The following is a 25,564-nucleotide window of genomic DNA, read 5'->3' as shown; positions in this document are numbered from 1 at the left end:
ATTGCGGAGGGCGCATTGCGGGCAGGAAGCCCTGTTTGCAGCCGGGGAACTGGACGTTCATCCAATCGTTGTCTTCGGGAGTGGGAAATGAAGCCTTTTTTGCGCTGGTGTTTCGTGGCGACAGCTCTCACGCTGGCAGGATGCAGCAACTCTGCCTGGCGTAAGGACGCAGTCCTCGCGGTGCCATTGCAACCGACTTTGCAGCAGGAAGTGATTCTGGCGCGCATGGAACAAATTCTTGCCAGTCGGGCTTTAACCGATGACGAACGCGCACAGCTTTTATATGAGCGCGGAGTGTTGTATGATAGTCTCGGTCTGAGGGCATTAGCGCGAAATGATTTTTCACAAGCGCTGGCAATCCGACCGGATATGCCTGAAGTATTCAATTACTTAGGCATTTATTTAACGCAGGCAGGCAATTTTGATGCTGCCTATGAAGCGTTTGATTCTGTACTTGAGCTTGATCCAACTTACAACTACGCGCACTTAAATCGCGGCATCGCTCTGTATTACGGCGGTCGTGCTAAGTTAGCGCAAGATGATCTGCTGGCGTTTTATCAAGACGATCCCAATGATCCTTTCCGAAGCCTGTGGCTTTATCTCGCCGAGCGTCAGCTCGATGAGAAGCGGGCGCTTGAAGCACTGAGACAGCGCTTAAACAAGTCGGACAAAGAACAATGGGGATGGAACATTGTCGGGTTCTACCTTGGCGACATTAGCGAAAAAGAGCTAATGGACCGTCTGAAGGCAGACGCAACGGATAACACCTCGCTCGCTGAGCATCTCAGTGAAACCAACTTCTATTTAGGTAAGTACTACCTAAGTCTGGGGGACAAGGACAGCGCTACGGCACTGTTCAAACTGGCGGTCGCAAACAACGTTCATAACTACGTTGAGCACCGATACGCATTGTTGGAATTATCGCTCTTGGGCCAGGAGCAAGATGACCTGGCAGAATCGGACCAGCAATAGCTGACGAACACATCAGCCCTTTTTTGATTGCCATCACCTTAGCGGGTGAGGGCGTTGTTGTTCGTTAATACACCTACTTTGAGCCGGTTCACACTTTTCAATGAAAATTACCGTAAATTTTCACGATGAGTTATGTAGACTGGCCGCCATTAATTTTGAGGCACACGTACTACATGGCTGAATTCGAAACCACATTTGCAGATCTGGGCCTGAAGGCTCCCATCCTTGAAGCGCTTAACGATCTGGGTTACGAAAAACCATCTCCGATCCAGGCTGAGTGCATTCCGCATCTGCTGGGCGGCCGCGACGTTCTGGGTATGGCCCAGACGGGTAGCGGTAAAACCGCAGCGTTCTCTTTACCGCTGCTGAACAACATTGATCCTGAGCTGAGAGCACCGCAGATTCTGGTGCTGGCGCCGACCCGCGAACTGGCGGTACAGGTTGCTGAAGCAATGACGGAGTTCTCTAAACATATGCGCGGCGTAAACGTGGTTGCCCTGTACGGCGGCCAGCGTTATGACGTGCAGCTGCGCGCACTGCGTCAGGGGCCGCAAATCGTTGTCGGTACCCCGGGTCGTCTGCTGGACCACCTGAAACGCGGTACGCTGGATCTCTCTAAACTGAGCGGTCTGGTACTGGATGAAGCTGACGAAATGCTGCGCATGGGCTTCATCGAAGACGTAGAAACCATTATGGCGCAGATCCCGGAGGGTCATCAGACCGCTCTGTTCTCTGCCACCATGCCGGAAGCGATTCGTCGTATTACCCGCCGCTTTATGAAAGAGCCGCAGGAAGTGCGCATCCAGTCCAGCGTCACGACTCGCCCGGACATCAGCCAGAGCTACTGGACTGCTTACGGTATGCGTAAAAACGAAGCGCTGGTGCGTTTCCTGGAAGCGGAAGATTTTGATGCGGCGATTATCTTCGTTCGTACCAAAAATGCGACCCTGGAAGTGGCCGAAGCGCTGGAGCGTAGCGGCTATAGCAGCGCTGCGCTGAACGGCGACATGAACCAGTCCCTGCGTGAGCAGACTCTGGAGCGTCTGAAAGACGGTCGTCTGGATATCCTGATTGCAACCGACGTTGCGGCTCGTGGCCTGGACGTTGAGCGTATTAGCCTGGTGGTTAACTACGATATCCCGATGGATTCCGAGTCTTACGTTCACCGTATCGGCCGTACCGGTCGTGCGGGTCGCGCTGGCCGCGCGCTGCTGTTCGTTGAGAACCGCGAGCGTCGTCTGCTGCGCAATATCGAACGTACGATGAAGCTGACCATTCCGGAAGTTGAACTGCCGAACGCAGAGCTGCTGGGCAAACGTCGCCTGGAAAAATTTGCCGCGAAAGTTCAGCAGCAGCTGGAAAGCAGCGATCTGGATCAGTACCGCGCGCTGCTGGCGAAAATCCAGCCGTCTGCCGAAGGCGAAGAGCTGGACGTGGAAACGCTGGCCGCAGCGCTGCTGAAAATGGCGCAGGGCGAACGTCCGCTGATCCTGCCGCCGGATGCGCCTATGCGTCCTAAGCGCGAGTTCCGCGACCGTGACGATCGTTTCGAACGTCGTGGCGACCGTAACGATCGTGGCCCGCGCGGCGATCGCGGTGGCGAAGATCGTCCGAAGCGTGAGCGTCGTGACGTTGGCGATATGGAACTGTACCGCATTGAAGTGGGCCGTGATGACGGCGTTGAAGTTCGTCATATCGTTGGCGCCATCGCGAACGAAGGCGATATCAGCAGCCGTTACATTGGTAACATCAAGCTGTTTGGTTCTCACTCCACCATCGAACTGCCGAAAGGCATGCCGGGCGAAGTGCTGCAGCACTTTACGCGTACCCGCATCCTGAACAAGCCGATGAACATGCAGTTGCTGGGCGATGCTCAGCCGCGCCCTGAGCGCAGCGGCGAACGTCGTGGCGGCGGTGAGCGTCGTGAAGGCGGCCGTAGCTTCGGCGGCGGTGAACGTCGTGAAGGTCGTGGTTTCGGCGGTGAGCGTCGCGAAGGCGGCCGTGGTGAAGGTCGTCGTTTCAGCGGTGAACGTCGCGAAGGTGGCCGCGCGCCGCGCCGCGATGATGCTTCAGCGCCGCGTCGTGACGACTCCGCAGGTCGTCGTCGTTTCGGTGGCGATGCATAATTAGCGCTTTCCGCTAACGTAAAGTAAACGATACAGCCCCGATCTTAACGATTGGGGCTTTTTTTATTTCCTTTGTACTCGTGTACTGGTACAGTGCGTCACGTTGATAACAAGAAAAGTATTTTCGACTGGAGATTTCGGCAAATGGCGACACTTACCACTACGGCAACCCGACCGTCCTTATTTGGCGGCGTAGTGATTATCGGCGGGACAATTATTGGCGCGGGCATGTTTTCGCTGCCGGTTGTAATGTCCGGCGCATGGTTCTTCTGGTCTCTGGCGGCGCTGGTTTTTACCTGGTTTTGTATGCTGCATTCCGGGTTGATGATCCTCGAAGCGAACCTGAATTATCGGATTGGTTCGAGCTTCGATACCATTACTAAAGATCTGCTCGGTAAAGGCTGGAATCTGGTTAACGGCGTGTCGATCGCCTTTGTACTTTATATTCTGACTTACGCCTATATCTCCGCCAGCGGCTCGATCCTGCACCATACGTTTAGCGAAATGTCGCTGAACGTACCGGCAAGGGCGGCCGGTTTTGGTTTTGCGCTACTGGTGGCGTTTATCGTCTGGTTGAGCACCAAAGCGGTGAGCCGCATGACGGCCATTGTGCTGGGAGCTAAGGTCATTACCTTCTTTCTGACCTTTGGCAGCCTGTTGGGGCACGTCCAGCCGACCACGCTGTTTAACGTGGCTGAACAAAATGCCTCGTATATGCCCTATCTGCTGATGACGCTGCCGTTCTGTCTCGCATCTTTCGGCTATCATGGCAACGTGCCGAGCCTGATGAAGTACTACGGCAAAGATCCGCGCACAATCGTGAAATGCCTGGTTTACGGTACGCTGCTGGCGCTGGGTCTGTACGTGGTGTGGCTGCTGGTGACGATGGGCAATATCCCGCGCCCTGAATTTATCGGCATCGCGCAGAAGGGGGGCAATATAGATGTCCTGGTCCAGGCACTCAGCGGAGTGCTGAACAGCCGGAGCCTGGATCTGCTGTTAGTCATCTTTTCGAACTTTGCCGTTGCCAGTTCATTCCTTGGCGTAACGCTGGGGCTGTTTGATTATCTGGCGGATCTGTTCGGCTTCGATGACTCCGCGCTGGGACGTTTTAAAACAGCGGTACTGACCTTCGTTCCGCCGATGGCGGGAGGCTTGCTGTGGCCGAACGGATTCCTCTATGCGATCGGCTATGCAGGTCTGGCCGCGACGATCTGGGCGGCAATTGTACCGGCGCTGCTGGCTCGCGCATCGCGTAAACGTTTTGGCAGCCCATTGTTTCGCGTTTGGGGTGGAAAGCCGATGATCGCTTTGGTGCTGCTGTTTGGGCTGGGTAACGTTATCGTGCATTTCCTCTCAAGCTTTAACGTATTACCCACCTATCAATAATTGAAAATGCGGCAAAAATGCCGCATTGCTCACTACCCGATCAGCTCTTCTTTCACCTGCATCGCCAAATCAAATGAATGTAGGCGCGCCTGATGATCGAAGATTTGGCCGTTAACCATGATCTCATCAGCCTGGGTCTCCCGTAGAATCGATGCCAGCCCGTGGCGGATTTTCGCTTTATCGCCGACCAGCGACATGCTCAGCGCCTGCTGAACGCCGTACTGCTCTGAAGCGGACCACAGCTGATGCATATTTTGCACCGGCGGCGGCAGTTGTCCGGTCTCGCCCCGGCGCAGTTTGACGAACGCCTGCTGCATGGACGTAAACAGAAATTCCGCATCTCTGTCGCTATCGGCGGCAATAATGTTAATGCATACCATCGCATACGGCTTCTCTAACCGTTCTGACGGCTGGAAGTGGGTGCGGTAGAGGTGCAGGGCCTGGAAGAGCATATCCGGCGCGAAGTGCGAGGCAAAGGCGAACGGCAGCCCCAGCTGCGCCGCCAGCTGAGCGCTGTAAAGGCTTGAGCCGAGCAGCCAGACAGGTATCTTCTCGCCATAGCCGGGAACCGGCCGTACGTGCGGATTAGGATCGCGGGCGTCGAACCAGTCCACCAGCTCCGCGACATCGCGCGGGAAGTTATCAACATCGCCGCTCATATGGCGACGCAGCGCGCGCATGGTCGGCTGATCGCTACCTGGCGCGCGCCCAAGGCCGAGATCGATACGACCGGGGTAGAGCGTATTGAGCGTGCCGAACTGCTCGGCAATCACCAGCGGCGAATGGTTAGGCAGCATCACGCCGCCGGAGCCCAGATGCAGAGTGGTGGTATGGGCGGCAAGATAGCCAATCAGCACCGAGGTCGCGGCGCTCGCAATACCGACCATATTATGGTGCTCGGCCAGCCAGTAGCGATGATAACCGCGTTTTTCCGCCAGCTGCGCCAGATCTAAAGAGTGGGAGAAAGCTTCCTTTGCGGAAGATCCTTGCGGGATTGGCGCCAGGTCGAGCACCGAGAATGAAACAGATTTGTCAGTCATAAAGGCTCACTTTGCTACAGCATAGTCATCAGATTGAAGGTCTTCTTCCAGCCTGGCGCATCCGCGATACGCCTGCCAGAAAAGCTGCATCTTTAATAGTGCATTAAAAAGCAGCGATAGCCATTAACAAAGTGAGCGGTTAATCAGCTCTGCAGTTCCAGTCCGGCCAGCCGCCGCCAGTAGCCGTTGCAGTCGCTGTTCGCCGTCAGCGGTAGCGGCGCTGCGCCGTTCTCATTTGCCCGGAAGGCGTCCAGCATCGCAAAGGTCTCGCTGCCCAGCGGCGACAGGCGGACCATATCCACCAGCCCGTGCATGGTGCTCAGCTCATTCCCGAGGTTATAGACGTAGCCGCTCATGGTCTGAATGCCGTTGAGGACGAATACCTGCTGGTTCTCCTGCGAGAGCACATCGCGCCCGTTAGGATATTTTATGCAGCAGGTTTCGCACTCGTCTTTGGGTCGGTCTTCCGAACGGGCGGTAAAGCAGCGGGCGGAGTAGGCCAGCGGCAGATGGCCGTAGCTCAGCACCTCTACCTCAAACTGGTTGCGAATGCCCAGTTCGTCGCACTGGGTCAGCAAGTTCGCCAGCCAGTCGCGGGAAAGCTCGACCGGCATACACCAGCGCACCATACCTTGCTTAAGCAGCAGACGCAGGGTGACGGCGTTGTAGCAGTTGAGCGCATGGCCGGCGACGAACGGCAGTTTACGTTCCGCGCACAGGTTAACGACGCCGAGATCGCTGGCTTCAATCAGAAATTCGCCGTTATCGACATAGCGCTTCAGTTCGCCCAGTTCCGAGGACGCCTGCACCAGCGCGAGGGTGGAAAGCACTATCTGTTTGCCGCTTCCCGCCAGCGCTTTCGCCATCTCGATCCAGTCGCCGACTTTGGTGGCGCGGCGTTTGCTGCATACCGCTTCGCCGAGATAAATCGTGTCCGCGCTGCAGCTGGCTGCCTGCTGGTAAAAATCTTCCAGCGTCTCTTTTGGCCAGTAATAAAGCACCGGCCCTAATGAATATTTCATTGCTGTTCTCACTGCCATTTACGGTGATAGGCGCCAAGGGTGGTTTGCGTCCCTTCGGACATCGAACCGAGGGTCTCCATCCACGCGGACTGCGGCACGAAGTTTTGCGGATCGGCTTTGCAGCGATCGATCGCCTGACGCCAGACTTTCGCCACCTGGGTGACGTACGCCGGACTGCGCTGGCGGCCCTCGATTTTGACCGAGGCAATATTTGCCGCCATCAGCTCCGGCAGCAGCTCCAGGGTGTTCAGGCTGGTGGGCTCTTCCAGTGCGTGGTAGCGCTCGCCGTCGACCAGATACCGCCCTTTACAGAGGGTGGGATAGCCGGCATTTTCACCATCTCTATAGCGGTCGATCAGCACTTCGTTAAGGCGTGATTCCAGTCCCTGCGGCGTTTGCTGCCAGCGCACGAAGCGTGCCGGCGAACAGGCGCCGACGGTATTCGGTGATTCGCCGGTCAGATAAGAGGAAAGATAGCAGCGGCCTTCCGCCATAATGCACAGGCTGCCGAAGGCGAAGACCTCCAGCGGCACCGGCGTGGCGCGGGCCAGCTGTTTGACCTGGTGAATCGACAGTACGCGCGGCAGCACCACGCGGGCGATGTCAAAGTTGCGATGATAAAATTTTACCGCTTCTTCGTTAGTGGCCGAGGCCTGAACGGAAACGTGACGCTCGATGTGCGGGTAGCGCTCGGCGGCATACTCCAGCATTGCGATATCGGCGAGGATCAGCGCGTCGGCGCCCAGCTGGGCCGCCATATCTACCGCGCGCTGCCAGCGGGTATAGCCATCAGGATGCGCGAAGGTATTGATGGCAATATGCAGTTTACGACGATGCTGGTGCACAAAGCTGACGGCTTCCTGCAGTTTCTTTTCGGTGAAATTAAGGCCGGCAAAGTGGCGGGCGTTGGTGTCATCTTTCAGCCCGATATAGACGGCATCGGCGCCGTTTTCGATGGCCGCCTTAAGCGCCGGAAGGTTACCGGCTGGGCAGAGCAGCTCCATAATTTTTCCTGAAAAACGCGGCCCGTCAGGGACGCTGGATGGTTAATGAGCTGGGATTTTAGTTAACCTTCTGGTGACAATTTTTGATTTGAGGCAGTTAAAAGCGTATTGGCGGGATCAATACCAGCGGCCCGACATCGTGATTTTGTTGATTTACGCCGCTATGTCGTTTATTTGATATGGCACAATAGAGGAACTATTGCATTCATGGAGTAAAGCTTGTGTTGGATAAACTGCGTTCCCAACTGGTTCACTTTGGCCCGTCGTTAATAAGCGTGCCGGTTAAGCTGGCGCCTTTTGCCCTCAAGCGCCAGGTGCTGGAACAGGTATTAAGCTGGCAGTTTCGCCAGGCGCTGGCGGATGGGGAGCTGGATTTTCTCGAGGGGCGCTGGTTAAGTATTCATGTGCGTGATATCGGCCTGCTGTGGTATACCTCGGTGATTAACGGCCGTCTGGTGGTCAGCCCGGCGGCTGAAGCGGACGTCAGCTTTAGCGCCGACGCCAGCGACCTGCTGATGATTGCGGCACGCAAGCAGGATCCGGATACGTTGTTCTTCCAGCGTCGCCTGGTTATCGAAGGCGATACCGAGCTGGGTCTTTATGTAAAAAACCTGATGGATGCCATTGAGCTGGAGCAGATGCCCAGGGCGCTGCGTATTATGCTGCTGCAGCTGGCGGACTTTGTTGAAGCAGGCCTGAAAGGCCCGCAGAAACCTGAACAGACATCGGTAGGTGAGGCATGCTGATTCGAGTAGAAATTGGGATTGATGCACCGGGAATCGACGCGCTATTGCGTCGTACCTTCGGCAGCGATGCGGAAGCGCAGCTGGTGCACAGCCTACGTGAAGATGGCCTGATCACGCTGGGCGTGGTGGCGACGGATGACGAAGGTCAGGTCGTGGGCTATGCGGCCTTTAGCCCGGTTGCCGTTGAAGGCGAAGAGCTGCAGTGGGTTGGACTGGCTCCGCTGGCGGTCGATGAAAGCTACCGCGGTCAGGGCATCGGTCGTCAGCTGGTCTATGAAGGGCTCGATTCACTGAACGAGTTTGGCTATGCCGCTGTTGTCACCCTTGGCGATCCGGCGCTTTATGGTCGTCTGGGCTTTGAACCCGCAGCGCGTTTTAATCTGCACTGCCGTTGGCCGGATAGCGCGGAAGCTTTCCAGGTTCACCGTCTGGCCGATAACGCCCTTGATGGCGTCAGCGGGCTGGTCGAATACAGCGACCACTTTAACCGCTTCTGAGGCTTTTCAACAGCGCCTCAAACGAACCGTCTCCGGCAACGAGGCGCTCTTTCTGGCGCTTCGTTAGCTGCTTGATACGATACTCCAGTCGCAGTGCTAGTGAGTGCTCACCAACTTCCCGGCTGAAGGCCAGCTGAAGCTCTCCCTTACCACGCAGCGCTTTCGCGCCTTTGCCGTCCTGGTGCTGGCAAAAGCGGCGTGAGACATCGGTAGTAATCCCGGTATAAAGGCGATTATCGGCGGTACGAATCAGATAGAGAAACCAGCACACGGTACAGAGGTCGCTATGTTAAGGTGTGAGCACCATAACATACTGGAGAGTAAAGATGGATACGCTCGCCGCTATCAGCCGTTGGCTGGGAAAGCAGCATGTCGTGACCTGGTGCGTCGCCCGCGATGACGAACTGTGGTGCGCCAATGCCTTTTACGTTTATGACCCGGAAAAGGTCGCCTTTTATTTGCTTAGCGATGAAAAAACGCGCCACGGCCAGATGACCGGGAAAGGCGCCAGGGTGGCCGGAACGGTAAACGGCCAGCCGAAGACCGTCGCCTTGATCCGCGGCGTCCAGTTTAAAGGCCAAATTCGCCGCCTGTCCGGGGAGGAAGAGGCGGCGATGCGTAAGCGTTACGTCAGCCGTTTTCCGGTTGCCCGCATGCTATCGGCGCCCGTCTGGGAGATTCTCCCCGATGAGCTTAAGTTCACCGATAACACGCTGGGCTTTGGTAAAAAGCTGCACTGGCTGCGTGAATCAGGCACCGAGCAGACGTAAAGCTTCTCGATTAAACGCCGGCAGGTCGTCCGGGGTTCTGCTGGTCACCAGCTGCTCGTTGTCGATAACCACTTCCTGATCGTAGAATTCGCCACCGGCGTTTTTCACGTCGACGATGATAGGCTTCACGGCTGTCAGCTTACGCCCGCGAATCACATCGGCGCTAATCAACAGCTGCGGACCGTGACAGATGGCGAATACCGGTTTGCCGCTGTTCACAAAATCGCGGGTGAAGGTGACAAAGCGTTCGTCTCCGCGCAGCGCGTCCGGTGAATAACCGCCCGGTAGCAGCAGAGCGTCGAAGTCGGCAGGGGTGACGTCATCAATGGCTTTATCGATAACGACTTCAGCTTCCCCTTTTTTCCCTTTTACCTTCTTCCCCGCCTGTTTTTCAATCGTCACGACCTCATGACCGGCCAGACGATAGGCGTCCGCGGGTGAGGTGAACTCCGAGTCTTCAAAGTCGTCGGTAATTAAAACGGCTATCTTCTTACTCATTCTTCCTCCAGTGTTTTGGTGTGGAATGAGGCATTTCCCTGATGATGATGGATAATTACCTCGTAGAGTATTAAGTCTGGAACATGAGGCTGGGATCGCAACATAGAAAAATCTGCAAAGGAGTTTCGATGAGTCAGGTACTGATAACGGGGGCAACCGGGTTAGTTGGCGGTCACTTACTTCGAATGCTACTCAACGCGCCGGGCGTTAAGTCCGTTGCCGCCCCGACGCGTCGGCCGCTGGCCGATATCTCCGGCGTCTTTAACCCCCACGATCCGCAGCTAACGGACGCCCTGGCGCAGGTTGTCGATCCGATAGATATCGTTTTCTGCTGTCTGGGGACTACCCGCCGGGAAGCGGGTAGCAAAGAGGCGTTTGTGCATGCCGATTATACGCTGGTCATTGATACCGCGCTGGTGGGAAAAAAGCTGGGCGCGCAGCATATGCTGGTCGTCAGCGCGATGGGGGCCAATGCGCATTCGCCCTTTTTCTATAATCGTGTAAAGGGTGAGATGGAAGAGGCGCTGATTGCGCAGCAGTGGCCGCGCCTGACCATTGCCCGCCCGTCAATGCTGATAGGCGAGCGCGAAAAAAAACGCGCCGGCGAAACGCTCTTTGCGCCGCTTTTCAATCTGCTGCCGGGAAATCTGAAGTCAATAGAGGCGCGGGACGTGGCGAGCGCGCTACTCGCGGAGGCGCTATCGCCCACGCAGGAGGGCGTACAAATTCTCTCTTCGTCGCAGCTGCGCGAAAGGGCGGCACGCTCGGGGGATTACTGATTTCCAAAATTTCCCCGGAGGCGTAGTATTCATGTCCTCAATTTATCATGACACTCCCCGGGGAATGCTATGGCTGGTCAGTCTTCATCTCAGGTGGCATCACCGTTTCAATGGTGGAAGCCCGCGCTCTTTTTTCTCGTCGTTATCGTTGGTCTGTGGTTCGTTAAATGGCAACCCTACTATGGCAAAGCCTTCACTGCCGCAGAGACGCACAGTATCGGCAAATCTATCCTTGCTAACAGTAACGATAACCCTTTCGCTGCGGCCTGGGATTACGCCCTGGTCTATTTCCTGGCCGTATGGAAAGCGGCGGTCCTGGGCGTGCTGCTGGGTTCGCTGATTCAGGTGCTGATCCCGCGTGACTGGCTGCTGCGCACGCTGGGGCAGGCGCGTTTTCGCGGTACGCTGCTGGGAACCGTATTCTCTCTGCCGGGCATGATGTGCACCTGCTGCGCCGCGCCGGTGGCGGCAGGAATGCGTAAACAGCAGGCCTCGATGGGCGGCGCGCTGGCGTTCTGGCTGGGCAATCCGCTGCTCAATCCGGCGACGCTGGTGTTTATGGGCTTTGTGCTGGGCTGGCAGTTTGCGCTGGTGCGCCTGCTGGCTGGTCTGGCGACGGTGCTGGTGGTCGCAACGCTGGTGCAGAAATGGGTAAAAGAGGCGGCGACGCAGCCGGTTTCGGTGCCTGAACAGCCGGTTGCAACCGTGCAGGACGGTTTCTTTAGCCGCTGGCTGCGCGCTCTCTGGACGCTGTTCTGGAACACTATCCCGGTTTATATTCTGGCGGTGCTGGTGCTGGGAGCCGCGCGGGTGTGGTTATTCCCTCATGCCGATGGGGTGGTAGATAACACGCTGTTCTGGGTGATTGCTATGGCGATTGCCGGCTGCCTGTTTGTTATTCCGACGGCGGCGGAGATTCCGATAGTGCAGACGATGATGCTGGCAGGTATGGGCGTGGCGCCCGCGCTGGCGCTGCTGATTACGCTGCCTGCTGTCAGCGTACCGTCACTGATTATGCTGCGGAAAGCGTTTCCGGCGAAGGCGCTGTGGCTCACCGGCGGGCTGGTGGCGCTGTGCGGCGCGGTGGTTGGCGGGCTGGCTTTAATCTGATGACTTTCCCGGAGGCGGCGCTGCGCGCCTGTCCGGGCTTGCTGATGACCTTCCCGGAGGCGGCGCTGTGCGCCTGTCCGGGCTACGGGTCTACAGCAGGCGATGAACCCGTAGCCCGGCTCAGCAAAGCGCAAGCCGGGGGGTTAACGTTTACTTGATATAGGTAAAAGCGGTGGTGACGCGAGTCACGCCGCTTACCCGGCTGGCGATATCCGCCGCCGCGCGTCCTTCACGATCGGTAACCAGACCCATCAGGAACACTTCGCCATTTTCGGTTGTTACCTTCACGTTGGAGGATTTCACCTGGTCGGTACCCAGCAGCTGGGAGCGGACTTTGGTGGTGATCCAGGTATCCGAAGAGGCGGTACCTAAGCCGATCGGCTGGCCCTGACGCACCTCATTAAACACCTCCGTTGTCCCTTCTACGCCCATTGCGATTTGCTTCGCGCGCGCGGAGAGGTCTGGCGTTGGAGACTGACCGGTCAGCAGGACTTTACCCTGGTAGGCGGTCACGTTGATGCGGGCCTGTTTCTTAATTTGTTCATCTTTGGATAGCGCGCTGTTGACGCGTAGCTCCAGCGTGCTGTCATCCACCTGAGTACCTACCGTACGCGGGTCCGTCGCGGCTTTGGTGCCGACCGCTGCCGTGCCAACTACCGCTGCGGCAACGCATCCCTGAAGCAGTAGCGCAGACAGCAGAATGGCGAGGGGCGAGAGAGCCTTCATGTGTTCTCCTTAATCGTCCTGGTGTGGAAAAAGCGTGTTATCGATCAAATCGCACAGACAATTGACGGTGAGCATATGCATTTCCTGAATTCGCGCGCTGCGATGCGAGGGAATGCGGATTTCGACGTCCTGCTGCCCTAAGAGGCCAGCCAGTTCACCGCCGTCATAACCGGTTAACGCCACGATAGTCATATCGCGGGTGACCGCCGCTTCCACGGCTTTCACGATATCCCGGCTATTGCCGCGCGTAGAAATCGCCAGCAGTACGTCGCCGGCGTGTCCCAACGCACGCACCTGCTTGGCATAGATTTCATCATGCAGGCGATCGTTGGCAATTGCGGTTAAGACCACATTATCGGTATTTAGTGCAATGGCGGGTAAACCAGGGCGTTCAGTTTCGAAACGATTAATCATGCTGGCAGCAAAATGCTGTGCGTTGGCGGCGGAAGTGCCATTACCACAACAGAGAATTTTGTTGCCGTTCAGCAGCGATTGTACGAGCGTCATAGCCGCACGGGAGATGGCGTCCGGGAGTGCTTCCGCTGCTGCAATTTGGGTTTGAATGCTTTCGGTGAAGCAGGCTTTGATTCTGTCGAGCACGGGATCCCTTAATTCATTTTACCCATCATACTTCAGGTTGCTTGTGCGTTGGCTACGCTCGTTCGCCCGAATCACTGACTTGAGTCAGCTCATCGGGACTTTCTCGCTTGCCGCGTTACTCGGCCTGCGGTCTCGCCCCTTCGGGGCCAGCGCCAGCGCTGTTCAAAGCACAAGTGCTTTGTCCTGCAACTCCAATTATTTTGGGTGTACGCTATTCGCCAAAGGCGTTTTTTAGCCATTGGATGTCGTTTCCGGTGAAGGCTACCACATCGAAACGGCAATCCACAGTCTCAAAGCTCCCATTCTGTCGGCAGAGCCACAGACGCGCGGCTTTGAGCAGTCTTTGTTGCTTTTGCGGCGTGACGCTGGAAGCGGCATCGCCGTAGCTTGCGCTGCGACGATAGCGTACTTCGACAAATACGGTGACGCTACCGTCGCGCATGATGAGGTCAATCTCGCCGCCGCGCTCGCGGACATTGGCGGCGATAAAGCGCAAACCCTGGCGCTCCAGCCAGCGGCGCGCCTGCATTTCCCAGGCATCGCCGGTCTGTTTACTTAGTTGGCTGCGACGATTTGCCCACCCTGGTATTTGAGCCATGACAGTTTCCTGTTGATCACGCAATCCTGCGTGGCCGTAAGATCGCCGGTATTGCCGTTCAGCTCAAAGCCTGGCACCTGGCGCATCTGCGAGAAGTGGTTGGCCAGAGACCAGGCGTCGGCGCCCATGGCGTACAGGCGCGCCAGCGAGTAGTCGTTACGAACGGCGGCCAGCGCCTGCTGCTGCAGCGCCGGGTTGCTTCCCGCCAGCATCGGGATTTCGCTGTATTGCAGGCCTTCCATCTCCAGACGGAAGTCCGGGCCGGAGGTTCCCTGGGCGCTGCGGGAGCTGGCGTACAACGTCACGCCGCTCTGGCTACCGTTACGCAGGGCAATCATCGGCTTGACGTAAGCAATTTGTTCCGGCGTCGCCAGGATGTACGCGGCGTCGACGCCGCCGGTGCTGCTGACCGGCATATCGCTCGGGCTTCCCAGAGCGCTGTCCTGCGCTGACGGCAGGGTAGAAACCGGCGTACCGCTTAATGAAATACCGCTGTTAACGCTGCCGCGCAGCTCGGCCGTGGAACCTAAACGCTGTTGCAGTACCGTGCCGCCCCCCAGCTTCAGCCACTCATTGGCAAAGGCATTAACCACGCGATCGCCCAGCGCGCCGCGCGGTACCAGCAGCAGCGGAGTCTGTTTACCCTGATCGTGTATGTGGTGCGCCGCGTCGCGAGCTTCGTCTTCCGGAGAGAGGGCGAAATAGCAGATATTAATCCGGTTTTCGATTTTCTCCGGCTGGTTGAGCGCCAGCACGTTCAGCGAGGTATTGCTCTTGATGACCTGTTCGACGTTATCTTTCAGCAGCGGGCCGACGACGATGGTCGCGCCGTCCTGCTGTACCTGAGCCAGTAGCTGGCTCATCGGTTGCGTGGTGGTGTCATAGATTTTCAGCTCGGCGGCCGGGTTAGCCGGGGTGGCGGACACAGCCTGAGTCTGCGATGCCTGTACCGGCTGGCTGGTGGTCTCCGGCGCCGGGGCGGATGTCGCCTCCGGTGCGGTGACCGGCGCCTGAGCTTGCGCCTGGTCGGCAGCTGGCGTTTGTACTGGCGCCTGAGCGCTGTTCGTCGCCGTCAGATCGGTTACTTCCGCCTGCGACGGGCTTACCACTGCGCTATCGGCAACATTCGCCGCCTGGGCGACCTGGGCGGGCACCGCGCTTCCGGAAACGGCAGGCGCGCCGTTTTTCGCCGCTTCAAAGCCCTGCTGGATAGTCCGGCCAAAAATGGCCGCCTGGCCGTTAAGCGGCAGCAGCAGCGCGATTTTATTGGTCGATGCGGCCCGGTAGTTTTGCATATTGACGAGCTGCGTCGGCAGCATTTTCGCGCCCGGGTTTTGCGGATAGCGGGTCTGCCAGTCTTTGATGCCTGCTTTGAGCATCGTCGGATCGCTGCGGTTATCAAACCACATGCGCTGCAGGTCCAGCCAGCCCTGCAGAACGTTCTCGTCGGCGTTAATCACCAGCGCGTAGGCCTGATCTTTGGTCATCGCGGTGAGCGCTTTCCAGGTCGCGTCGATGTTCTTCTGCTTTTGCGCGGCCAGGCTCAGCAGCGGCTGCTGGGCGACCAGGGCCCGCAGCAGGTTCAGCGAAGGCTGCCCCTGGCTGGCGTCAATTTGCGCCTGCCAGTAGCGCGGCAGCTGGTTCTGCTCAAAGCTTGCCGGATCGAGTTTGCTCAGCAGCGCCTGCGCGCCCTGGAAGTCGTTCTGCGCCAGCTTCACTTCTACCGCCAGCAACGACCGTTCGCGACTTTGCGCAGCGTTAAGACCGGACGGCAGCTGGTTGAACAGCTCAACGGCCTGCGGTTTCTTACCTTCTTTCAGCAGTGCACGAATGGCGAGTAATTGCCAGTTGGTCTTGCTATCATTCGAGCTTTGCTGCATCTGTTGCAGATAGTAACTGGAGTCTGCCTGTGCCGTACCCTGCAAATACGCCGTGCTTTGGTCCGGGGTGTGGGTGCCGCAGCCGGCAAAGATCAGAGCGGCCAGCAGTACGGGCAGACAACGCACGGGTTTAGAACGAAGAAATGTTGACGGTACCATATGTGTCCAGTGATATTTTTTTGGCTCAATGCTCAATATTAATTCGGCAATACGGACGAGACAATGAAACAACACGAATCAGCAGATAATTCTCAGGGACAGCTCTATATTGTGCCCACTCCGATAGGGAATCTGTCTGATATCACGCAACGCGCGCTGGAAGTGTTGCAAACCGTTGATTTAGTTGCGGCCGAGGATACCCGCCATACCGGTTTGCTGCTGCAGCATTTTGCGATTAACGCCCGGTTATTTGCGCTTCATGACCATAACGAGCAGCAAAAAGCGGAAACGCTGGTGGCGAAGCTAAAAGAGGGGCAAAACATCGCCCTGGTTTCCGATGCCGGAACCCCGCTGATTAACGATCCCGGTTACCATCTGGTGCGCACCTGCCGCGAGGCCAATATCCGCGTGGTGCCGCTGCCCGGCCCCTGCGCGGCGATTGCGGCGCTGAGCGCGGCGGGGCTGCCGTCGGATCGTTTCTGCTACGAAGGTTTTCTGCCTGCGAAGTCTAAAGGGCGTCGCGATACGCTGAAGGCGCTGGAAGAAGAGCCGCGCACCATTATCTTCTATGAATCGACCCACCGCCTGCTGGAAAGCCTGGAAGATATCTGCACGGTACTGGGCAAGTCCCGCTACGTGGTGCTGGCGCGAGAGCTAACCAAAACCTGGGAATCGATTCACGGCGCGCCCATCGGCGAGCTGCTGGCATGGGTGAAAGAAGATGAAAACCGCCGTAAAGGCGAGATGGTGCTCATCGTCGAGGGTTTTAAAGCGCAGGAAGAGGCGCTGCCGGCGGTGGCGCTGCGCACGCTGGCCCTGCTGCAGGCCGAGCTACCGTTGAAAAAAGCCGCTGCCCTGGCCGCAGAAATTCACGGCGTGAAGAAAAACGCGCTGTATAAGTATGCTCTGGAGCAGCAGGGGTAATACTGCGAATTACCGCCTTCCTGATAGCGCGTCAGGAAAGGCGGATGTGGCTATCTAACCGTTGCGGTGAGGGTCACTGAGCCGTGGAACGGGCCTGGCTGCAGTACTCCGCCGACCAGATTAATGGGTTGGGCTTGCAGCTGTACAGCGCCTGGAGCTGATTTATCTAAAGTTATCGATCCACCATTCATGGGTATATTGACGTTATGGCGCATCATAATACCAACATCAGCAACATTATCTGATTCCCTGCGGCGGGCTGCGAGCACGTACTGACTCACGACGTCATCACCCTGCACAACAAGTTCAAGAGTGTCAGATTTTTGATATAATGACGCATCCCCACAATCGTAGACAATATCAAACTTTACAGGCGTATATCCGTCAGGCATGTGGTCCTTAGTGGTGAATTTTGAGGCGCTGATTTGCCCAAGGTCGACCCGAATGACATCGCCTTCGTTAATCTTACAGCTTTGCGGAACGGTGATGCTGCCCTCGAGATAGATATCGGCAATATCTTTGTAGACGTTTTTTGCATAACTAACGGTGCTACTCCAGGCCGACTGGAGGGTAGCAATATGCGTGCTCGGGATCTCCATCCGGCCTAAAAAAGATTGCGTGACGCGAAAGGTAATGCTGACGTTACTGCCTACGGTAAATGTCCCGGCGCGCTGTTCGTCAGGATCCCCATTACATACGCCATTATCGTTTGCAGCCTTAAAATAACCTTCTCCCCTAACCGGTGAGTTTATGTTAGTAGGAACCGTAAGCGCCGATACGCCAGGTACATCGGTAATCACCGTTTTAATATCCAGATTATCATTTAATTTTTGAAATCCAGAATAGCCGGAGCTAGCTAACGGCGTGGTTGCTGAATAGTAGAGATTAACCCCGGTGTTGGCGGGACAGTCGCAAACCATTTTATAGCTACCGCCAGAGGTGGTGCCGGAGGTCATGTCTATTAAAGTCCCGGCGACGTTTTGCTCTTTTGTCCAGTCGTTGGCAAAGCTGGTGATAAAATTAACAGGCCCGCCTACGGCTTCGCAGCCGCCCATCGCCGCGCGTGCCGGTGCTGCGGCAAACAGGGCGAGAGCAATGCCGCCGGTTAAAAGATAAATCGCGTTTTTCATGGTGTTTTGTTCCTTAGCGGCATGTTGTCGTGGCCCGAATAACGGAGGCTGTGCGCTGGCCGTTAGCGGGCAGGCTAAACGTAAATCGGCACTGCTGATGCTCTTCATTCCCCCAGCGCACGTTCCAGGCCTGCGGCCGTTCGTTGACGCCGGTGAGATAGAGCACGCCGCCTTCATCAACAATGCTCTGCTGCTGCTGGCTTTCGCTGCTGGCCATCGCGCCAAACGGCAGCGGTTTACCGTTTCTGTCGGTCAGCGTCAGCAGCACGCGCTGGCCAATTTTGGCGCTAAACTGCGCGGTCACAGCCGCTCCCTGACTCGGAACCACCAGCTTCATGGTCTGGGTGACGTCGACGTCATCCGGCATCGTGGTGGTATCCAGATAGATACGGTTCTCCTGATAAGAGGTCAGGTAGGGGATCACGGCATAGCCGAAGTAGTCGGTAGCGATTCCGGGATAGTTTTTGACGCGTATACCAGAGGCGCCATCGGCATCAATCAGCGCAAAGGCGTTACCCAGCGGCTGCGACAAGGTGACGCCGTGGCTGTGCGCCACGATGCCGCCGGCCAGGCCATAGCTCATCTGGTGGTTATCGGAACTGTAATCGTAACCGGCGTTGACGGTGCCGTAGGCGGAACGATAGCTGCCGTAGAGGCTGCTGCCGTTGCTGTCGTTATTCTTGCTCTGCCGCTGTTTCAGGCTGTAGCTCAGACGGCTATCTTCCAGTAGAGAGCCGTTGATTCCGACTTCATGCTGGGTCGCTTGCTCCTTCTGGCTGGTGATCCGCCAGTTGGCGTTAGCGTGCGGCAGCCAGCGGTCCAGCGGTACGCTGAGGCTGATGGACAGCGAACGATCGCTGTCGCGATCGGCATAGTCGGTAAACTGGCCGCTGACGTTATAGCTGACACCCCACAGGTTGCCGCTGAGGCCAATCGACAGGTTTTTGTCCTTCTGCCCTTTGTCCCAGTATTCCTGCTGCGAACCGGAAGCGTAAAAACTGACGCCGGTAAACAGATTCTGATTAATGCTGAACTGGATTTCGCTGCTCTGCCGATCGTCAGCGTCGATATCCCGCTGGTTGGCATCTGAGAACGTGAAGTAGCCAGTGCTGGTATAGCGGTAATAGCCCAGCGATAGATTGGTGCCGGTCTCTGGAATATCTTTAATGTACTGGGTGCGCCAGCTGTAGCCGGAATCGCTGTCGCCGTTATCAAAGCGGGTATCCGCCCGGCCAATATCCATCGACAGGGCACCAAACTCTCCCAGCGTACCGCCGATACCCAGAGTTAACGCCTGGTAATCCTCGGAGCCCGTCAGGCCGCCGTACAGCGTAAAGGTGTTACTCAGGCCGTAAATCCCCGTAGTTTCAATAAACTCCGGTTCTTTACTGTCCTCCGAGCCTGCCGCCCGAAAGCGCCCGGCGGTGACGCTATATTTGAGGTGCCCCGGCCGCTGCATCATCGGCAGGGAGGAGAACGGCTGTACAAAATGGCGCGTGGTGCCGTCAGCCTCTTCAATCGTCACGTCTAAATCGCCGCTGAATGAGGAGGGGTACAGATCGTTGATCTCGAAAGCGCCGGCAGGCACGGTGCTCTGGTAAATGGTGTAACCGTTCTGACGAACCGTCACGATAGCGCTGGAGTTAGCGATCCCGCGGATCGTCGGCGCAAAGCCGCGCTGGCTGTTAGGCAGCATGCTGTCATCGGAATAGAGCCGCGCGCCGGTAAACTGATAGCTGGAGAACACGCTGCCGTCAGTCGCGCTTTCGCCCATCACCAGCTGCGATTTGAGGCTTTTGATATCCCGCTGCAGCCAGGTATTAATGCTGTCCCACTGCGAAGTGTCGCTGTTGTGCGTCCAGGTCGAGTAGTTGCGCAGCCGCCACGGGCCGAGGTTGGCGCCGTTCTGCATGTTCAGATACTGGCGCCTGCTGCGCTCGCCGCCGTCGTAGCGGCTCTCTGAACCGGTAAAGTTATAGTTGGTGAACAGCACCGGGATGCCATTGTCCCAGCGGGAGGGGTCAACATAGCCTCTGGCATCGCGGTAGAGCATAATTTGCGGTACGCTCATGTTCAGCTTACCGTGGTTGAGATCCAGCTCGCTGCTGCTGTTCGGCACCGTTTGCGCGAGGTTGGTGACTTTTGCTGCATCGTCCAGCTTCGCCAGCGCCGGGATCTCATCAACTTTAAAGCCCAGCTCGCGCAGCTGGCCGACGGTAAACTGGGGGATAAGCTGGTGGTTATCTCCGGCGACAAACGGGATTTTACGCTGCGTCAGCTTCTTATTATTAATATAAATATCAACGATATACTCGCCGGGTAGCTGGGCGCTGTCCTGAGAGAAGGCTGATAGATCTACCGTTTGCAGGCCGCTTTTGTTGGTTTCCAGCAGCGAAGGATCGAAATAAAAGTCGTCGGCCTGCGCGACATGGCATATCAGGCCGCTGCCGGCCAGCATCATCGGCAAAGCGTGCCTGACCCTGTAAGCAAGGCTTTTAAGCGCCAGCACGTTTTTTTTCCCTGTGGTGTTGCTTTGCATTCCCTGATTGCCCGTATCCGTTATTTATTGTTATTTACGTCTTGCCTGCGTAAGCGTTATTGCAGTACCCGAGTTTCTTTTGCCGTGGTACCGCCATAGTCATTGATGGCGGCCCACTGCACGGTATTACCCGATGCGGCAGGTAGCGGAATTTGTTTGTGCTCGCCGGGAGCGATATAGTCAACCTGATTGGTTAAATCTGTTTTACCCAATGCGATGCCGGCAAATACCACGTAATAGGCGGATGGGTTATAGATATCTAAGGTATTATTCGTTCGCTTATATTGTATAGATTTCCACGCATCCTGCGGGGCGCCTTTAAGATGCGCCGGGCGATAGAAAAGCTTTATTCTGGTTTTAAATACCAGGGTCAGCGCGTTGGTTTTTTCCGCTTCACTTTTCGATTGGGCCGGAATAGCCCGCACGTTAACGTAAAACAGCGACTCTTTATCTTCCGGCAAATTGCCTTCGGTTTTAATAATGCGCAATGAGGAGTCGTCGCCGGCATTCAGGCGAAACAGCGGCGGGGTCATAATAAACGGCCCGCGGATTGTTCCTTGCGGATTATCAATCCATGATTGCAATAAATAGGGCATTTTGCTGCTGTGATTGGCAACGGGCAGGGCGGCCTCTTTTTTACTGGCGTCGTAAATCACCCGCGTGGTTTGCAGAACGATCCCGCCGGCCAGGCTTTGGCTGACCCATCCTCCAAGCAACAAGGCCAATGCTACCAGGGTTTTCCCTTTCATCCTGCGGCTCCAATAAAAAGTTTTACCCACCATATGGTGGGTAAAAGCACAACGTGAGAATTAACGATAATCGATGGTAACGTCGACGGAAGCGTTCGCTTCCCCGGCGGTGATGGCCGAAGATTCAACGGTAGAGACGTAGTAAGCCTGCAGATTGACGTCCGTTTGTTCACCCGTGATATCAAAAGTGACCGGGGTGTCGTTCAGTTTATTGAGCGCCAGCTGGGCTCCGTCGGAAGCGCGGTCGATGCGAATACCGACGCCGGTCGCAGGCGTGGCCGAACCCGTTACTGCAACCAGATCGTTATTTGCGCCCGTAGTACCGCCATTACGCGTTTCCAGCCAGAGCTGGAACGACTTGCTTTCGCTGCCATCAACATGTTTCCAGGCTTCAGTTGGGCAATTGGTCAGCGGAATGGTGAACGGGGTAGTCGGTGATTTGTCGCCTACGGTTTTAAACTGGGTATTAGAGTAATGGCCCAGTTCAACATTTACCGTATCGCCGTTAGCGAATTCACAGGTAGAGGTGGTGATTTCACCCGTGAATTCAATAGTACCATCGCTTGCCCAGGCGCTGCCTGCAGCCATTGCCAGTAATCCAACTGCAACGGACTTTGCAATTACATTCATTTTTTACCTCATCCATGTATTTTTTTTGGAAAACATCTTTTATGGTGATTAAGCTTTTTTCATAAATCATCACGACGAAGATTATATTGAACTTTTTATGAATTCATATTGGCTGAGGCGGGTTTTAGGATTGTATTTATGGTAATTCGCTGTAAAGTTAAATGTGCTTAATTTACGTTTAAATAAAAGTTTTCAGGAATGGGTTTATGAACTAATTTTATTAAAAATGAATTCATGAACGTACCGGTTAGCAAGCTATTTTTATAGGTTTTTTTTTATAATATTAATCAAGTGACAAAAGGCAGATGTTTAATATCTGCCGGGTTGTCTAGACGATTTGTAACTCAATGGGTGTGTTTTTTAACTCTGCGAGATATTCCCCGCTAATCCCGTCATCGGTAATCACGCAGTTTATTTTCTCCATCGGCAGAACCTGGTTGAAGCCGCGACGATTAAATTTGCTGGCATCCAGCACGGCAACGACCTTATGCGCAGCGGCTGCCATGACGCCGCTGATGGAGTAGCCTTCGTTGAAGGTCGTGATGCCGTTGGTGGTGTCGATACCGTCCGCGCCGACGAACATGAGATCGGCGCTGATGCCCTGAAGCGAGCGTTCAGCGATGGTGCCGTGCATCGAGTGCGTTTTGTGGCGCACGGTGCCACCGCACACCACCAGGGTGATATCTTTATTTTCTGAAAGCGTAAACGCTGCGGGTAAGCTATTGGTAATCACCGTAATATTGGTCATACGTACCAGCGCCTCGGCAATCAGCAGGGTGGTGCTGCCGCTATCCAGGATCACCGTCATGCCTTCGCTAATCATTGCCGCCGCGGCCTGGGCTATTCGCTTTTTCGGGTCGCTGGCCAGTTGATAACGCTCTTCCAGCACCACTTCCTGGCTATCTCCTTCGGTTAAATTGCTGCCGGGCCTCGCGGCGCCGCCGTGAAAGCGGGTGAGTAATCCCTTTTCCTCCAGCAAGCGGAGATCGGCCCGGATAGTCACTTCGGAGATGCCAAAGAGATTCGAAAGGTCCAGCACCAATACGCTACCCTGCGTATTGACCATTTCGACAATTTTGTTCCTTCGCTCGAATGAGTTCATATTAATTTGCCTGATAATTAACTGATCTTAGTGTAATCGAAGGATAATGAAAGTTGAACGATAATTTTCGAAAGGTTATGTGAGCCAGCGCAGATTGCTGGCTCAGGCGGTCAGGAGAGTTTAAGCAGGATTTTCCCCTGCATCGGCGCGCCGTTGAGCGCCTGGACTTCGCGGGCAAAGCTTTCGGCATCGCCGATGTGGGCGATAAGCGGGGCAAGCTGAATGCGTTTTTCCGTCAGCAGCCGAGCCGCCGTTTGCCACTCTTCTCCCGGCCACGGACCGGAGTAATTCATCCAGCTACCAACGATAGTCAGCTCTTTACGGAGAATCTGGCCAAAGGTGGCGGAAGGCAGCGTCAAATCATGGTGCAACGTGCCCACCAGCGCCAGCTGCGCACGCGGTCCGGCGACCTCAATGCCCAGCGCCACGGTTTGCGGCGTGCCGGCGGTTTCCAGCACCAGTTGGTCGAACTGAATCTCTTCCAGCGCCGTTTGAATCTGTTTGCCGCTCATCTCCTTACTGTTAAAGACGTGCGTTGCGCCGAGCGTTTTTGCCAGCTCCAGCTTCTGCGGGTTGATATCAATAGCCGTAATACTTTTGGCGCCCAGTTCGCGGGCGCACTGCAGCGCCAGCAGGCCAATCGTGCCTGCGCCAATAATAATCACGTTTTTCCCTTCGCAGCCCTGCGCCAGATGAAAGGCGTGCAGACCGACGGTAATCGGTTCAATAAACGCGCCGTCATCAATCGGCATCTGATCCGGCAGACGGAACAGGTTGGCGCGTTTAACTACCACGTACTGCGCATTTCCGCCTTCGCTGCGCGAACCGACAAACTGATACTGCTTGCAGAGAGAGAAATATTCGCGCTGACATTGGGGACAACTAAAGCAGGGGAGCAGAGGCACGCAGGCTACCGCGTCGCCCGGTTGCAGGTCGGTCACCGCTGAGCCGTAAGATTCAACATAACCGCTGAACTCGTGACCCAGGGTGATGGGATAGTAGTGGGCGCCTTTGGCGAAGATGCGCGGAATATCAGAACCGCACAATCCAGAGCTGACGACTTTGACCAGGACATCGTTTTCCGTTTGTAGGGCCGGTATCGGGCGTTCTTCAACGCACACTGTCCCCTCAGCATGGATAACCACTGATTGCATAATATTCTCCAGAAATGTCCGGGGGAGCGAATGCTCCCCCTTGAGATTAAGAAACGCTCGGGCTTTGCTGCGCGGCGGTGGCTTTCTCTGCGGCGGCGAAGCTGCGCGCCCGACGCCACGTCAACAGCACGCCGGCGACATAGATGACGCCGATAACCACAAAGCCCACCACGTTTTGCCAGGTGAAGAGCTGAATGAGCAGCCAGGTAACCGGTGAACCGCCCTGGTCCATAGAGGCCACAAGGCCGCCTGTCTTCAGAGCCCCGGCGTTAGCCGCCAGCTGGGTATGCAGGCCGATGGTCTGCGTCGCAATCCATAGCGTGATCCCCATCAGGGTGATCCCGGAAATCAGCGTGCGGAACAGGTTCCCCTGGTGTACCGCCACCGCCATGGCGACGAAGAATCCAATGGTCGCGAGATCGCCGAACGGCAGGACCTGGTTGCCCGGCACCACAACCGCGATCAGAATAGTGAGCGGAATAAAGATCAGGCTGGCCGATACGACCGAGGTATGCCCAAGCAGTAGCGCCGGATCGAGACCAATCAGGAAATCCTGGCCGCCAAACTTCGCCTGCAGACGTTTACGCGCCTGTTTGGCAATCGGGTTCAGGCCATCCATGATAGGTTTGATAACGCGCGGCATCAGCAGCATGACGGCCGCGGTTTTGACCGCCAGCTGGAGAATTCCCTTCAGGTCGTAGCCCGCCAGCGCGCCGATGACCAGACCCATCACAAAACCGACGGTGACCGGTTCGCCAAACGGACCGAAGCGTTTCTGAATGTCGTCAGCGCTGAAGTGAATGCGGTTCAGGCCGGGGATTTTTTCGATAATCGTATCGACCAGCACCGCTATCGGCCCTAAATAAGCCGAGCTACCGTGCGGTATGGCGATGCCATCAAGGCCGAAAAAGTCGCGGGTATCCTTCGCAAACCAGTCGCCGAGCTTGTAAACGAAAGCTGCATGCACCACTACGCCAAGAATACCAATCCAGTAAGAACCGGTCGCGATATGCAGCATGGCGCCGGTAAAGGTCATATGCCAGATGTTCCAGATATCGACGTTCACGACGCGAGTCATCCGAGTGACCAGCATGAAAATGTTGACTGCGATGGCGATAGGAATCGCCACCAGCGCGATTTGCGACGCCCAGGTCATCGGTGACGACCCCGGCCAGCCAATATCAATCACGTGCAGGTTAATCTGGAAATGCTCAGCCATCGCTTTTGCCGCCGGGCCGATAGAGTCGAGCATCAGGCCGATAACCAAGCCGATACCGACAAAGCCAATGCCGATATGCAGGCCAGATTTAAAACAATCCCCGAGCTTCATCCCCAGTATTTTGGAGAAGATAATGATCACGATAGGCAGCATCACCGTCGGACCAAGATCGAGGATATAACGCATGATTTCGCTAAACAT

The 25,564-nt window shown here is 56.1% G+C and carries 27 protein-coding genes; 11 read left to right on the top strand and 16 right to left on the bottom strand.

The window, feature by feature from the left end; translation table 11 throughout:
* The first annotated feature begins 87 nt into the window (after window positions 1–87).
* From nlpI to mtr, 4 genes are all read left to right on the top strand, one after another.
* Entirely contained in the window at window positions 88–972 is an 885-nt protein-coding gene (gene nlpI, locus K2184_RS13400) for a lipoprotein NlpI (protein WP_004106088.1), read from the top strand.
* Window positions 973–1,072: 100 nt separating this feature from the next.
* Complete coding sequence (gene yrbN / locus K2184_RS13395) at window positions 1,073–1,153, top strand: protein YrbN (RefSeq protein WP_085903200.1); 81 nt, start codon at window positions 1,073–1,075, stop codon at window positions 1,151–1,153.
* The gene (locus K2184_RS13390) at window positions 1,146–3,098 is read left to right on the top strand and encodes a DEAD/DEAH family ATP-dependent RNA helicase (RefSeq protein WP_016809829.1); all 1,953 of its coding nucleotides are present in this window, start codon (window positions 1,146–1,148) and stop codon (window positions 3,096–3,098) included. The genes yrbN and K2184_RS13390 overlap by 8 nt, the downstream gene beginning before the upstream one ends.
* 144 nt (window positions 3,099–3,242) lie before the next feature.
* Complete coding sequence (gene mtr, locus K2184_RS13385; RefSeq protein ID WP_017145353.1) at window positions 3,243–4,487, top strand: tryptophan permease; 1,245 nt, start codon at window positions 3,243–3,245, stop codon at window positions 4,485–4,487.
* Window positions 4,488–4,519: 32 nt separating this feature from the next.
* On the opposite strand, the gene K2184_RS13380 is transcribed toward mtr, so the two are convergent.
* From K2184_RS13380 to ubiU, 3 genes are all read right to left on the bottom strand, one after another.
* On the bottom strand, window positions 4,520–5,527 hold the full coding sequence (locus tag K2184_RS13380) for a luciferase-like monooxygenase (RefSeq protein ID WP_004106061.1): 1,008 nt from the start codon (window positions 5,525–5,527) through the stop codon (window positions 4,520–4,522).
* Between the two features lie 143 nt (window positions 5,528–5,670).
* Complete coding sequence (locus K2184_RS13375; RefSeq protein WP_023321681.1) at window positions 5,671–6,549, bottom strand: U32 family peptidase; 879 nt, start codon at window positions 6,547–6,549, stop codon at window positions 5,671–5,673.
* 8 nt (window positions 6,550–6,557) lie between these two features.
* The gene (gene ubiU, locus K2184_RS13370) at window positions 6,558–7,553 is read right to left on the bottom strand and encodes a ubiquinone anaerobic biosynthesis protein UbiU (protein WP_023321680.1); all 996 of its coding nucleotides are present in this window, start codon (window positions 7,551–7,553) and stop codon (window positions 6,558–6,560) included.
* Between the two features lie 221 nt (window positions 7,554–7,774).
* Here ubiU and ubiT point away from each other — a divergent pair, with 221 nt between their 5' ends.
* Both ubiT and K2184_RS13360 read left to right on the top strand, forming a co-directional pair.
* Complete coding sequence (gene ubiT / locus K2184_RS13365) at window positions 7,775–8,299, top strand: ubiquinone anaerobic biosynthesis accessory factor UbiT (RefSeq protein WP_004106057.1); 525 nt, start codon at window positions 7,775–7,777, stop codon at window positions 8,297–8,299.
* Window positions 8,293–8,796, top strand: a complete 504-nt coding sequence (locus tag K2184_RS13360; protein WP_023321679.1) for a GNAT family N-acetyltransferase — start codon at window positions 8,293–8,295, stop codon at window positions 8,794–8,796. Before ubiT ends, K2184_RS13360 begins: the two co-directional genes overlap by 7 nt.
* On the opposite strand, the gene K2184_RS13355 is transcribed toward K2184_RS13360, so the two are convergent.
* Window positions 8,783–9,067 (bottom strand): GIY-YIG nuclease family protein, encoded by a 285-nt coding sequence (locus K2184_RS13355; RefSeq protein ID WP_023321678.1) that lies wholly within the window; start codon window positions 9,065–9,067, stop codon window positions 8,783–8,785. The genes K2184_RS13360 and K2184_RS13355 overlap by 14 nt on opposite strands.
* A gap of 55 nt (window positions 9,068–9,122) precedes the next feature.
* Between K2184_RS13355 and K2184_RS13350 the strand changes: the two genes are divergently transcribed.
* A complete protein-coding gene (locus K2184_RS13350; RefSeq protein WP_004106054.1) occupies window positions 9,123–9,566 on the top strand; it encodes a YhbP family protein in 444 nt (147 codons plus the stop codon).
* Here the strand turns inward: K2184_RS13350 and K2184_RS13345 are convergent.
* Complete coding sequence (locus tag K2184_RS13345; RefSeq protein ID WP_004106053.1) at window positions 9,546–10,064, bottom strand: type 1 glutamine amidotransferase domain-containing protein; 519 nt, start codon at window positions 10,062–10,064, stop codon at window positions 9,546–9,548. The two genes, K2184_RS13350 and K2184_RS13345, sit on opposite strands and share 21 nt — an antisense overlap.
* A gap of 128 nt (window positions 10,065–10,192) precedes the next feature.
* On the opposite strand from K2184_RS13345, the gene K2184_RS13340 reads away from it, so the two are divergent.
* The 3 genes from K2184_RS13340 to K2184_RS13330 all read left to right on the top strand — a co-directional run bounded on the left by K2184_RS13340 (window position 10,193) and on the right by K2184_RS13330 (window position 12,111).
* The gene (locus K2184_RS13340; protein WP_017145358.1) at window positions 10,193–10,843 is read left to right on the top strand and encodes an NAD(P)H-binding protein; all 651 of its coding nucleotides are present in this window, start codon (window positions 10,193–10,195) and stop codon (window positions 10,841–10,843) included.
* Between the two features lie 69 nt (window positions 10,844–10,912).
* The gene (locus K2184_RS13335; RefSeq protein WP_004106051.1) at window positions 10,913–11,953 is read left to right on the top strand and encodes a permease; all 1,041 of its coding nucleotides are present in this window, start codon (window positions 10,913–10,915) and stop codon (window positions 11,951–11,953) included.
* The gene (locus K2184_RS13330) at window positions 11,953–12,111 is read left to right on the top strand and encodes a hypothetical protein (protein ID WP_023321677.1); all 159 of its coding nucleotides are present in this window, start codon (window positions 11,953–11,955) and stop codon (window positions 12,109–12,111) included. The genes K2184_RS13335 and K2184_RS13330 overlap by 1 nt, the downstream gene beginning before the upstream one ends.
* Here K2184_RS13330 and dolP read toward each other — a convergent pair.
* The 4 genes from dolP to K2184_RS13310 all read right to left on the bottom strand — a co-directional run bounded on the left by dolP (window position 12,104) and on the right by K2184_RS13310 (window position 15,916).
* The gene (gene dolP, locus K2184_RS13325) at window positions 12,104–12,679 is read right to left on the bottom strand and encodes a division/outer membrane stress-associated lipid-binding lipoprotein (RefSeq protein ID WP_004106049.1); all 576 of its coding nucleotides are present in this window, start codon (window positions 12,677–12,679) and stop codon (window positions 12,104–12,106) included. The two genes, K2184_RS13330 and dolP, sit on opposite strands and share 8 nt — an antisense overlap.
* Window positions 12,680–12,688: 9 nt before the next feature.
* Complete coding sequence (gene diaA / locus K2184_RS13320) at window positions 12,689–13,279, bottom strand: DnaA initiator-associating protein DiaA (RefSeq protein WP_002918211.1); 591 nt, start codon at window positions 13,277–13,279, stop codon at window positions 12,689–12,691.
* Between the two features lie 211 nt (window positions 13,280–13,490).
* Window positions 13,491–13,877: a YraN family protein gene (locus K2184_RS13315; protein WP_004106044.1), complete on the bottom strand. Its 387-nt coding sequence runs from the start codon at window positions 13,875–13,877 to the stop codon at window positions 13,491–13,493.
* Complete coding sequence (locus K2184_RS13310) at window positions 13,835–15,916, bottom strand: penicillin-binding protein activator (protein ID WP_163524793.1); 2,082 nt, start codon at window positions 15,914–15,916, stop codon at window positions 13,835–13,837. Before K2184_RS13310 ends, K2184_RS13315 begins: the two co-directional genes overlap by 43 nt.
* A gap of 63 nt (window positions 15,917–15,979) precedes the next feature.
* Between K2184_RS13310 and rsmI the strand changes: the two genes are divergently transcribed.
* Window positions 15,980–16,840 (top strand): 16S rRNA (cytidine(1402)-2'-O)-methyltransferase, encoded by an 861-nt coding sequence (rsmI, locus tag K2184_RS13305; protein WP_023321675.1) that lies wholly within the window; start codon window positions 15,980–15,982, stop codon window positions 16,838–16,840.
* 50 nt (window positions 16,841–16,890) lie between these two features.
* Here the strand turns inward: rsmI and K2184_RS13300 are convergent, their stop codons facing one another.
* From K2184_RS13300 to K2184_RS13270, 7 genes are all read right to left on the bottom strand, one after another.
* On the bottom strand, window positions 16,891–17,970 hold the full coding sequence (locus tag K2184_RS13300) for a fimbrial protein (protein ID WP_023321674.1): 1,080 nt from the start codon (window positions 17,968–17,970) through the stop codon (window positions 16,891–16,893).
* 13 nt (window positions 17,971–17,983) lie between these two features.
* A complete protein-coding gene (locus tag K2184_RS13295) occupies window positions 17,984–20,509 on the bottom strand; it encodes a fimbria/pilus outer membrane usher protein (protein WP_032744999.1) in 2,526 nt (841 codons plus the stop codon).
* A gap of 56 nt (window positions 20,510–20,565) precedes the next feature.
* Window positions 20,566–21,258 carry a fimbrial biogenesis chaperone gene (locus K2184_RS13290; protein WP_004106031.1) on the bottom strand — a complete coding sequence of 231 codons (693 nt, stop codon included), beginning with the start codon at window positions 21,256–21,258 and terminating at the stop codon, window positions 20,566–20,568.
* A gap of 60 nt (window positions 21,259–21,318) precedes the next feature.
* Window positions 21,319–21,888, bottom strand: coding sequence for a fimbrial protein (locus K2184_RS13285; RefSeq protein WP_004106030.1), 570 nt, complete (start codon window positions 21,886–21,888; stop codon window positions 21,319–21,321).
* 328 nt (window positions 21,889–22,216) lie between these two features.
* Complete coding sequence (locus K2184_RS13280; protein WP_004106029.1) at window positions 22,217–22,990, bottom strand: DeoR/GlpR family DNA-binding transcription regulator; 774 nt, start codon at window positions 22,988–22,990, stop codon at window positions 22,217–22,219.
* Window positions 22,991–23,100: 110 nt separating this feature from the next.
* Window positions 23,101–24,144: a galactitol-1-phosphate 5-dehydrogenase gene (gatD, locus tag K2184_RS13275; protein ID WP_004106028.1), complete on the bottom strand. Its 1,044-nt coding sequence runs from the start codon at window positions 24,142–24,144 to the stop codon at window positions 23,101–23,103.
* 46 nt (window positions 24,145–24,190) lie between these two features.
* A complete protein-coding gene (locus K2184_RS13270) occupies window positions 24,191–25,564 on the bottom strand; it encodes a galactitol-specific PTS transporter subunit IIC (protein WP_004106027.1) in 1,374 nt (457 codons plus the stop codon).

It is taken from the genome of Klebsiella sp. K5-306, from assembly GCF_051835185.1.
Classification (GTDB): Bacteria; Pseudomonadota; Gammaproteobacteria; order Enterobacterales; family Enterobacteriaceae; genus Klebsiella; species Klebsiella oxytoca.
This window is presented reverse-complemented; position numbering and strand designations above follow the sequence as displayed.

What these genes read in the sequence shown, in the direction of transcription:
- K2184_RS13270 (WP_004106027.1), bottom strand. Translation starts at nt 25,564, where the DNA reads ATGTTTAGCGAAATCATGCGTTATATCCTCGATCTTGGTCCGACGGTG.
- K2184_RS13330 (WP_023321677.1), top strand. Translation starts at nt 11,953, where the DNA reads ATGACTTTCCCGGAGGCGGCGCTGCGCGCCTGTCCGGGCTTGCTGATG.
- dolP (WP_004106049.1), bottom strand. Translation starts at nt 12,679, where the DNA reads ATGAAGGCTCTCTCGCCCCTCGCCATTCTGCTGTCTGCGCTACTGCTT.
- K2184_RS13360 (WP_023321679.1), top strand. Translation starts at nt 8,293, where the DNA reads ATGCTGATTCGAGTAGAAATTGGGATTGATGCACCGGGAATCGACGCG.
- ubiU (WP_023321680.1), bottom strand. Translation starts at nt 7,553, where the DNA reads ATGGAGCTGCTCTGCCCAGCCGGTAACCTTCCGGCGCTTAAGGCGGCC.
- mtr (WP_017145353.1), top strand. Translation starts at nt 3,243, where the DNA reads ATGGCGACACTTACCACTACGGCAACCCGACCGTCCTTATTTGGCGGC.
- K2184_RS13300 (WP_023321674.1), bottom strand. Translation starts at nt 17,970, where the DNA reads ATGAAAAACGCGATTTATCTTTTAACCGGCGGCATTGCTCTCGCCCTG.
- rsmI (WP_023321675.1), top strand. Translation starts at nt 15,980, where the DNA reads ATGAAACAACACGAATCAGCAGATAATTCTCAGGGACAGCTCTATATT.
- K2184_RS13290 (WP_004106031.1), bottom strand. Translation starts at nt 21,258, where the DNA reads ATGAAAGGGAAAACCCTGGTAGCATTGGCCTTGTTGCTTGGAGGATGG.
- yrbN (WP_085903200.1), top strand. Translation starts at nt 1,073, where the DNA reads ATGAAAATTACCGTAAATTTTCACGATGAGTTATGTAGACTGGCCGCC.
- K2184_RS13280 (WP_004106029.1), bottom strand. Translation starts at nt 22,990, where the DNA reads ATGAACTCATTCGAGCGAAGGAACAAAATTGTCGAAATGGTCAATACG.
- K2184_RS13350 (WP_004106054.1), top strand. Translation starts at nt 9,123, where the DNA reads ATGGATACGCTCGCCGCTATCAGCCGTTGGCTGGGAAAGCAGCATGTC.
- gatD (WP_004106028.1), bottom strand. Translation starts at nt 24,144, where the DNA reads ATGCAATCAGTGGTTATCCATGCTGAGGGGACAGTGTGCGTTGAAGAA.
- K2184_RS13335 (WP_004106051.1), top strand. Translation starts at nt 10,913, where the DNA reads ATGGCTGGTCAGTCTTCATCTCAGGTGGCATCACCGTTTCAATGGTGG.
- K2184_RS13375 (WP_023321681.1), bottom strand. Translation starts at nt 6,549, where the DNA reads ATGAAATATTCATTAGGGCCGGTGCTTTATTACTGGCCAAAAGAGACG.
- K2184_RS13310 (WP_163524793.1), bottom strand. Translation starts at nt 15,916, where the DNA reads ATGGTACCGTCAACATTTCTTCGTTCTAAACCCGTGCGTTGTCTGCCC.
- K2184_RS13345 (WP_004106053.1), bottom strand. Translation starts at nt 10,064, where the DNA reads ATGAGTAAGAAGATAGCCGTTTTAATTACCGACGACTTTGAAGACTCG.
- K2184_RS13390 (WP_016809829.1), top strand. Translation starts at nt 1,146, where the DNA reads ATGGCTGAATTCGAAACCACATTTGCAGATCTGGGCCTGAAGGCTCCC.
- nlpI (WP_004106088.1), top strand. Translation starts at nt 88, where the DNA reads ATGAAGCCTTTTTTGCGCTGGTGTTTCGTGGCGACAGCTCTCACGCTG.
- K2184_RS13340 (WP_017145358.1), top strand. Translation starts at nt 10,193, where the DNA reads ATGAGTCAGGTACTGATAACGGGGGCAACCGGGTTAGTTGGCGGTCAC.
- K2184_RS13380 (WP_004106061.1), bottom strand. Translation starts at nt 5,527, where the DNA reads ATGACTGACAAATCTGTTTCATTCTCGGTGCTCGACCTGGCGCCAATC.
- K2184_RS13315 (WP_004106044.1), bottom strand. Translation starts at nt 13,877, where the DNA reads ATGGCTCAAATACCAGGGTGGGCAAATCGTCGCAGCCAACTAAGTAAA.
- K2184_RS13295 (WP_032744999.1), bottom strand. Translation starts at nt 20,509, where the DNA reads ATGCAAAGCAACACCACAGGGAAAAAAAACGTGCTGGCGCTTAAAAGC.
- K2184_RS13285 (WP_004106030.1), bottom strand. Translation starts at nt 21,888, where the DNA reads ATGAATGTAATTGCAAAGTCCGTTGCAGTTGGATTACTGGCAATGGCT.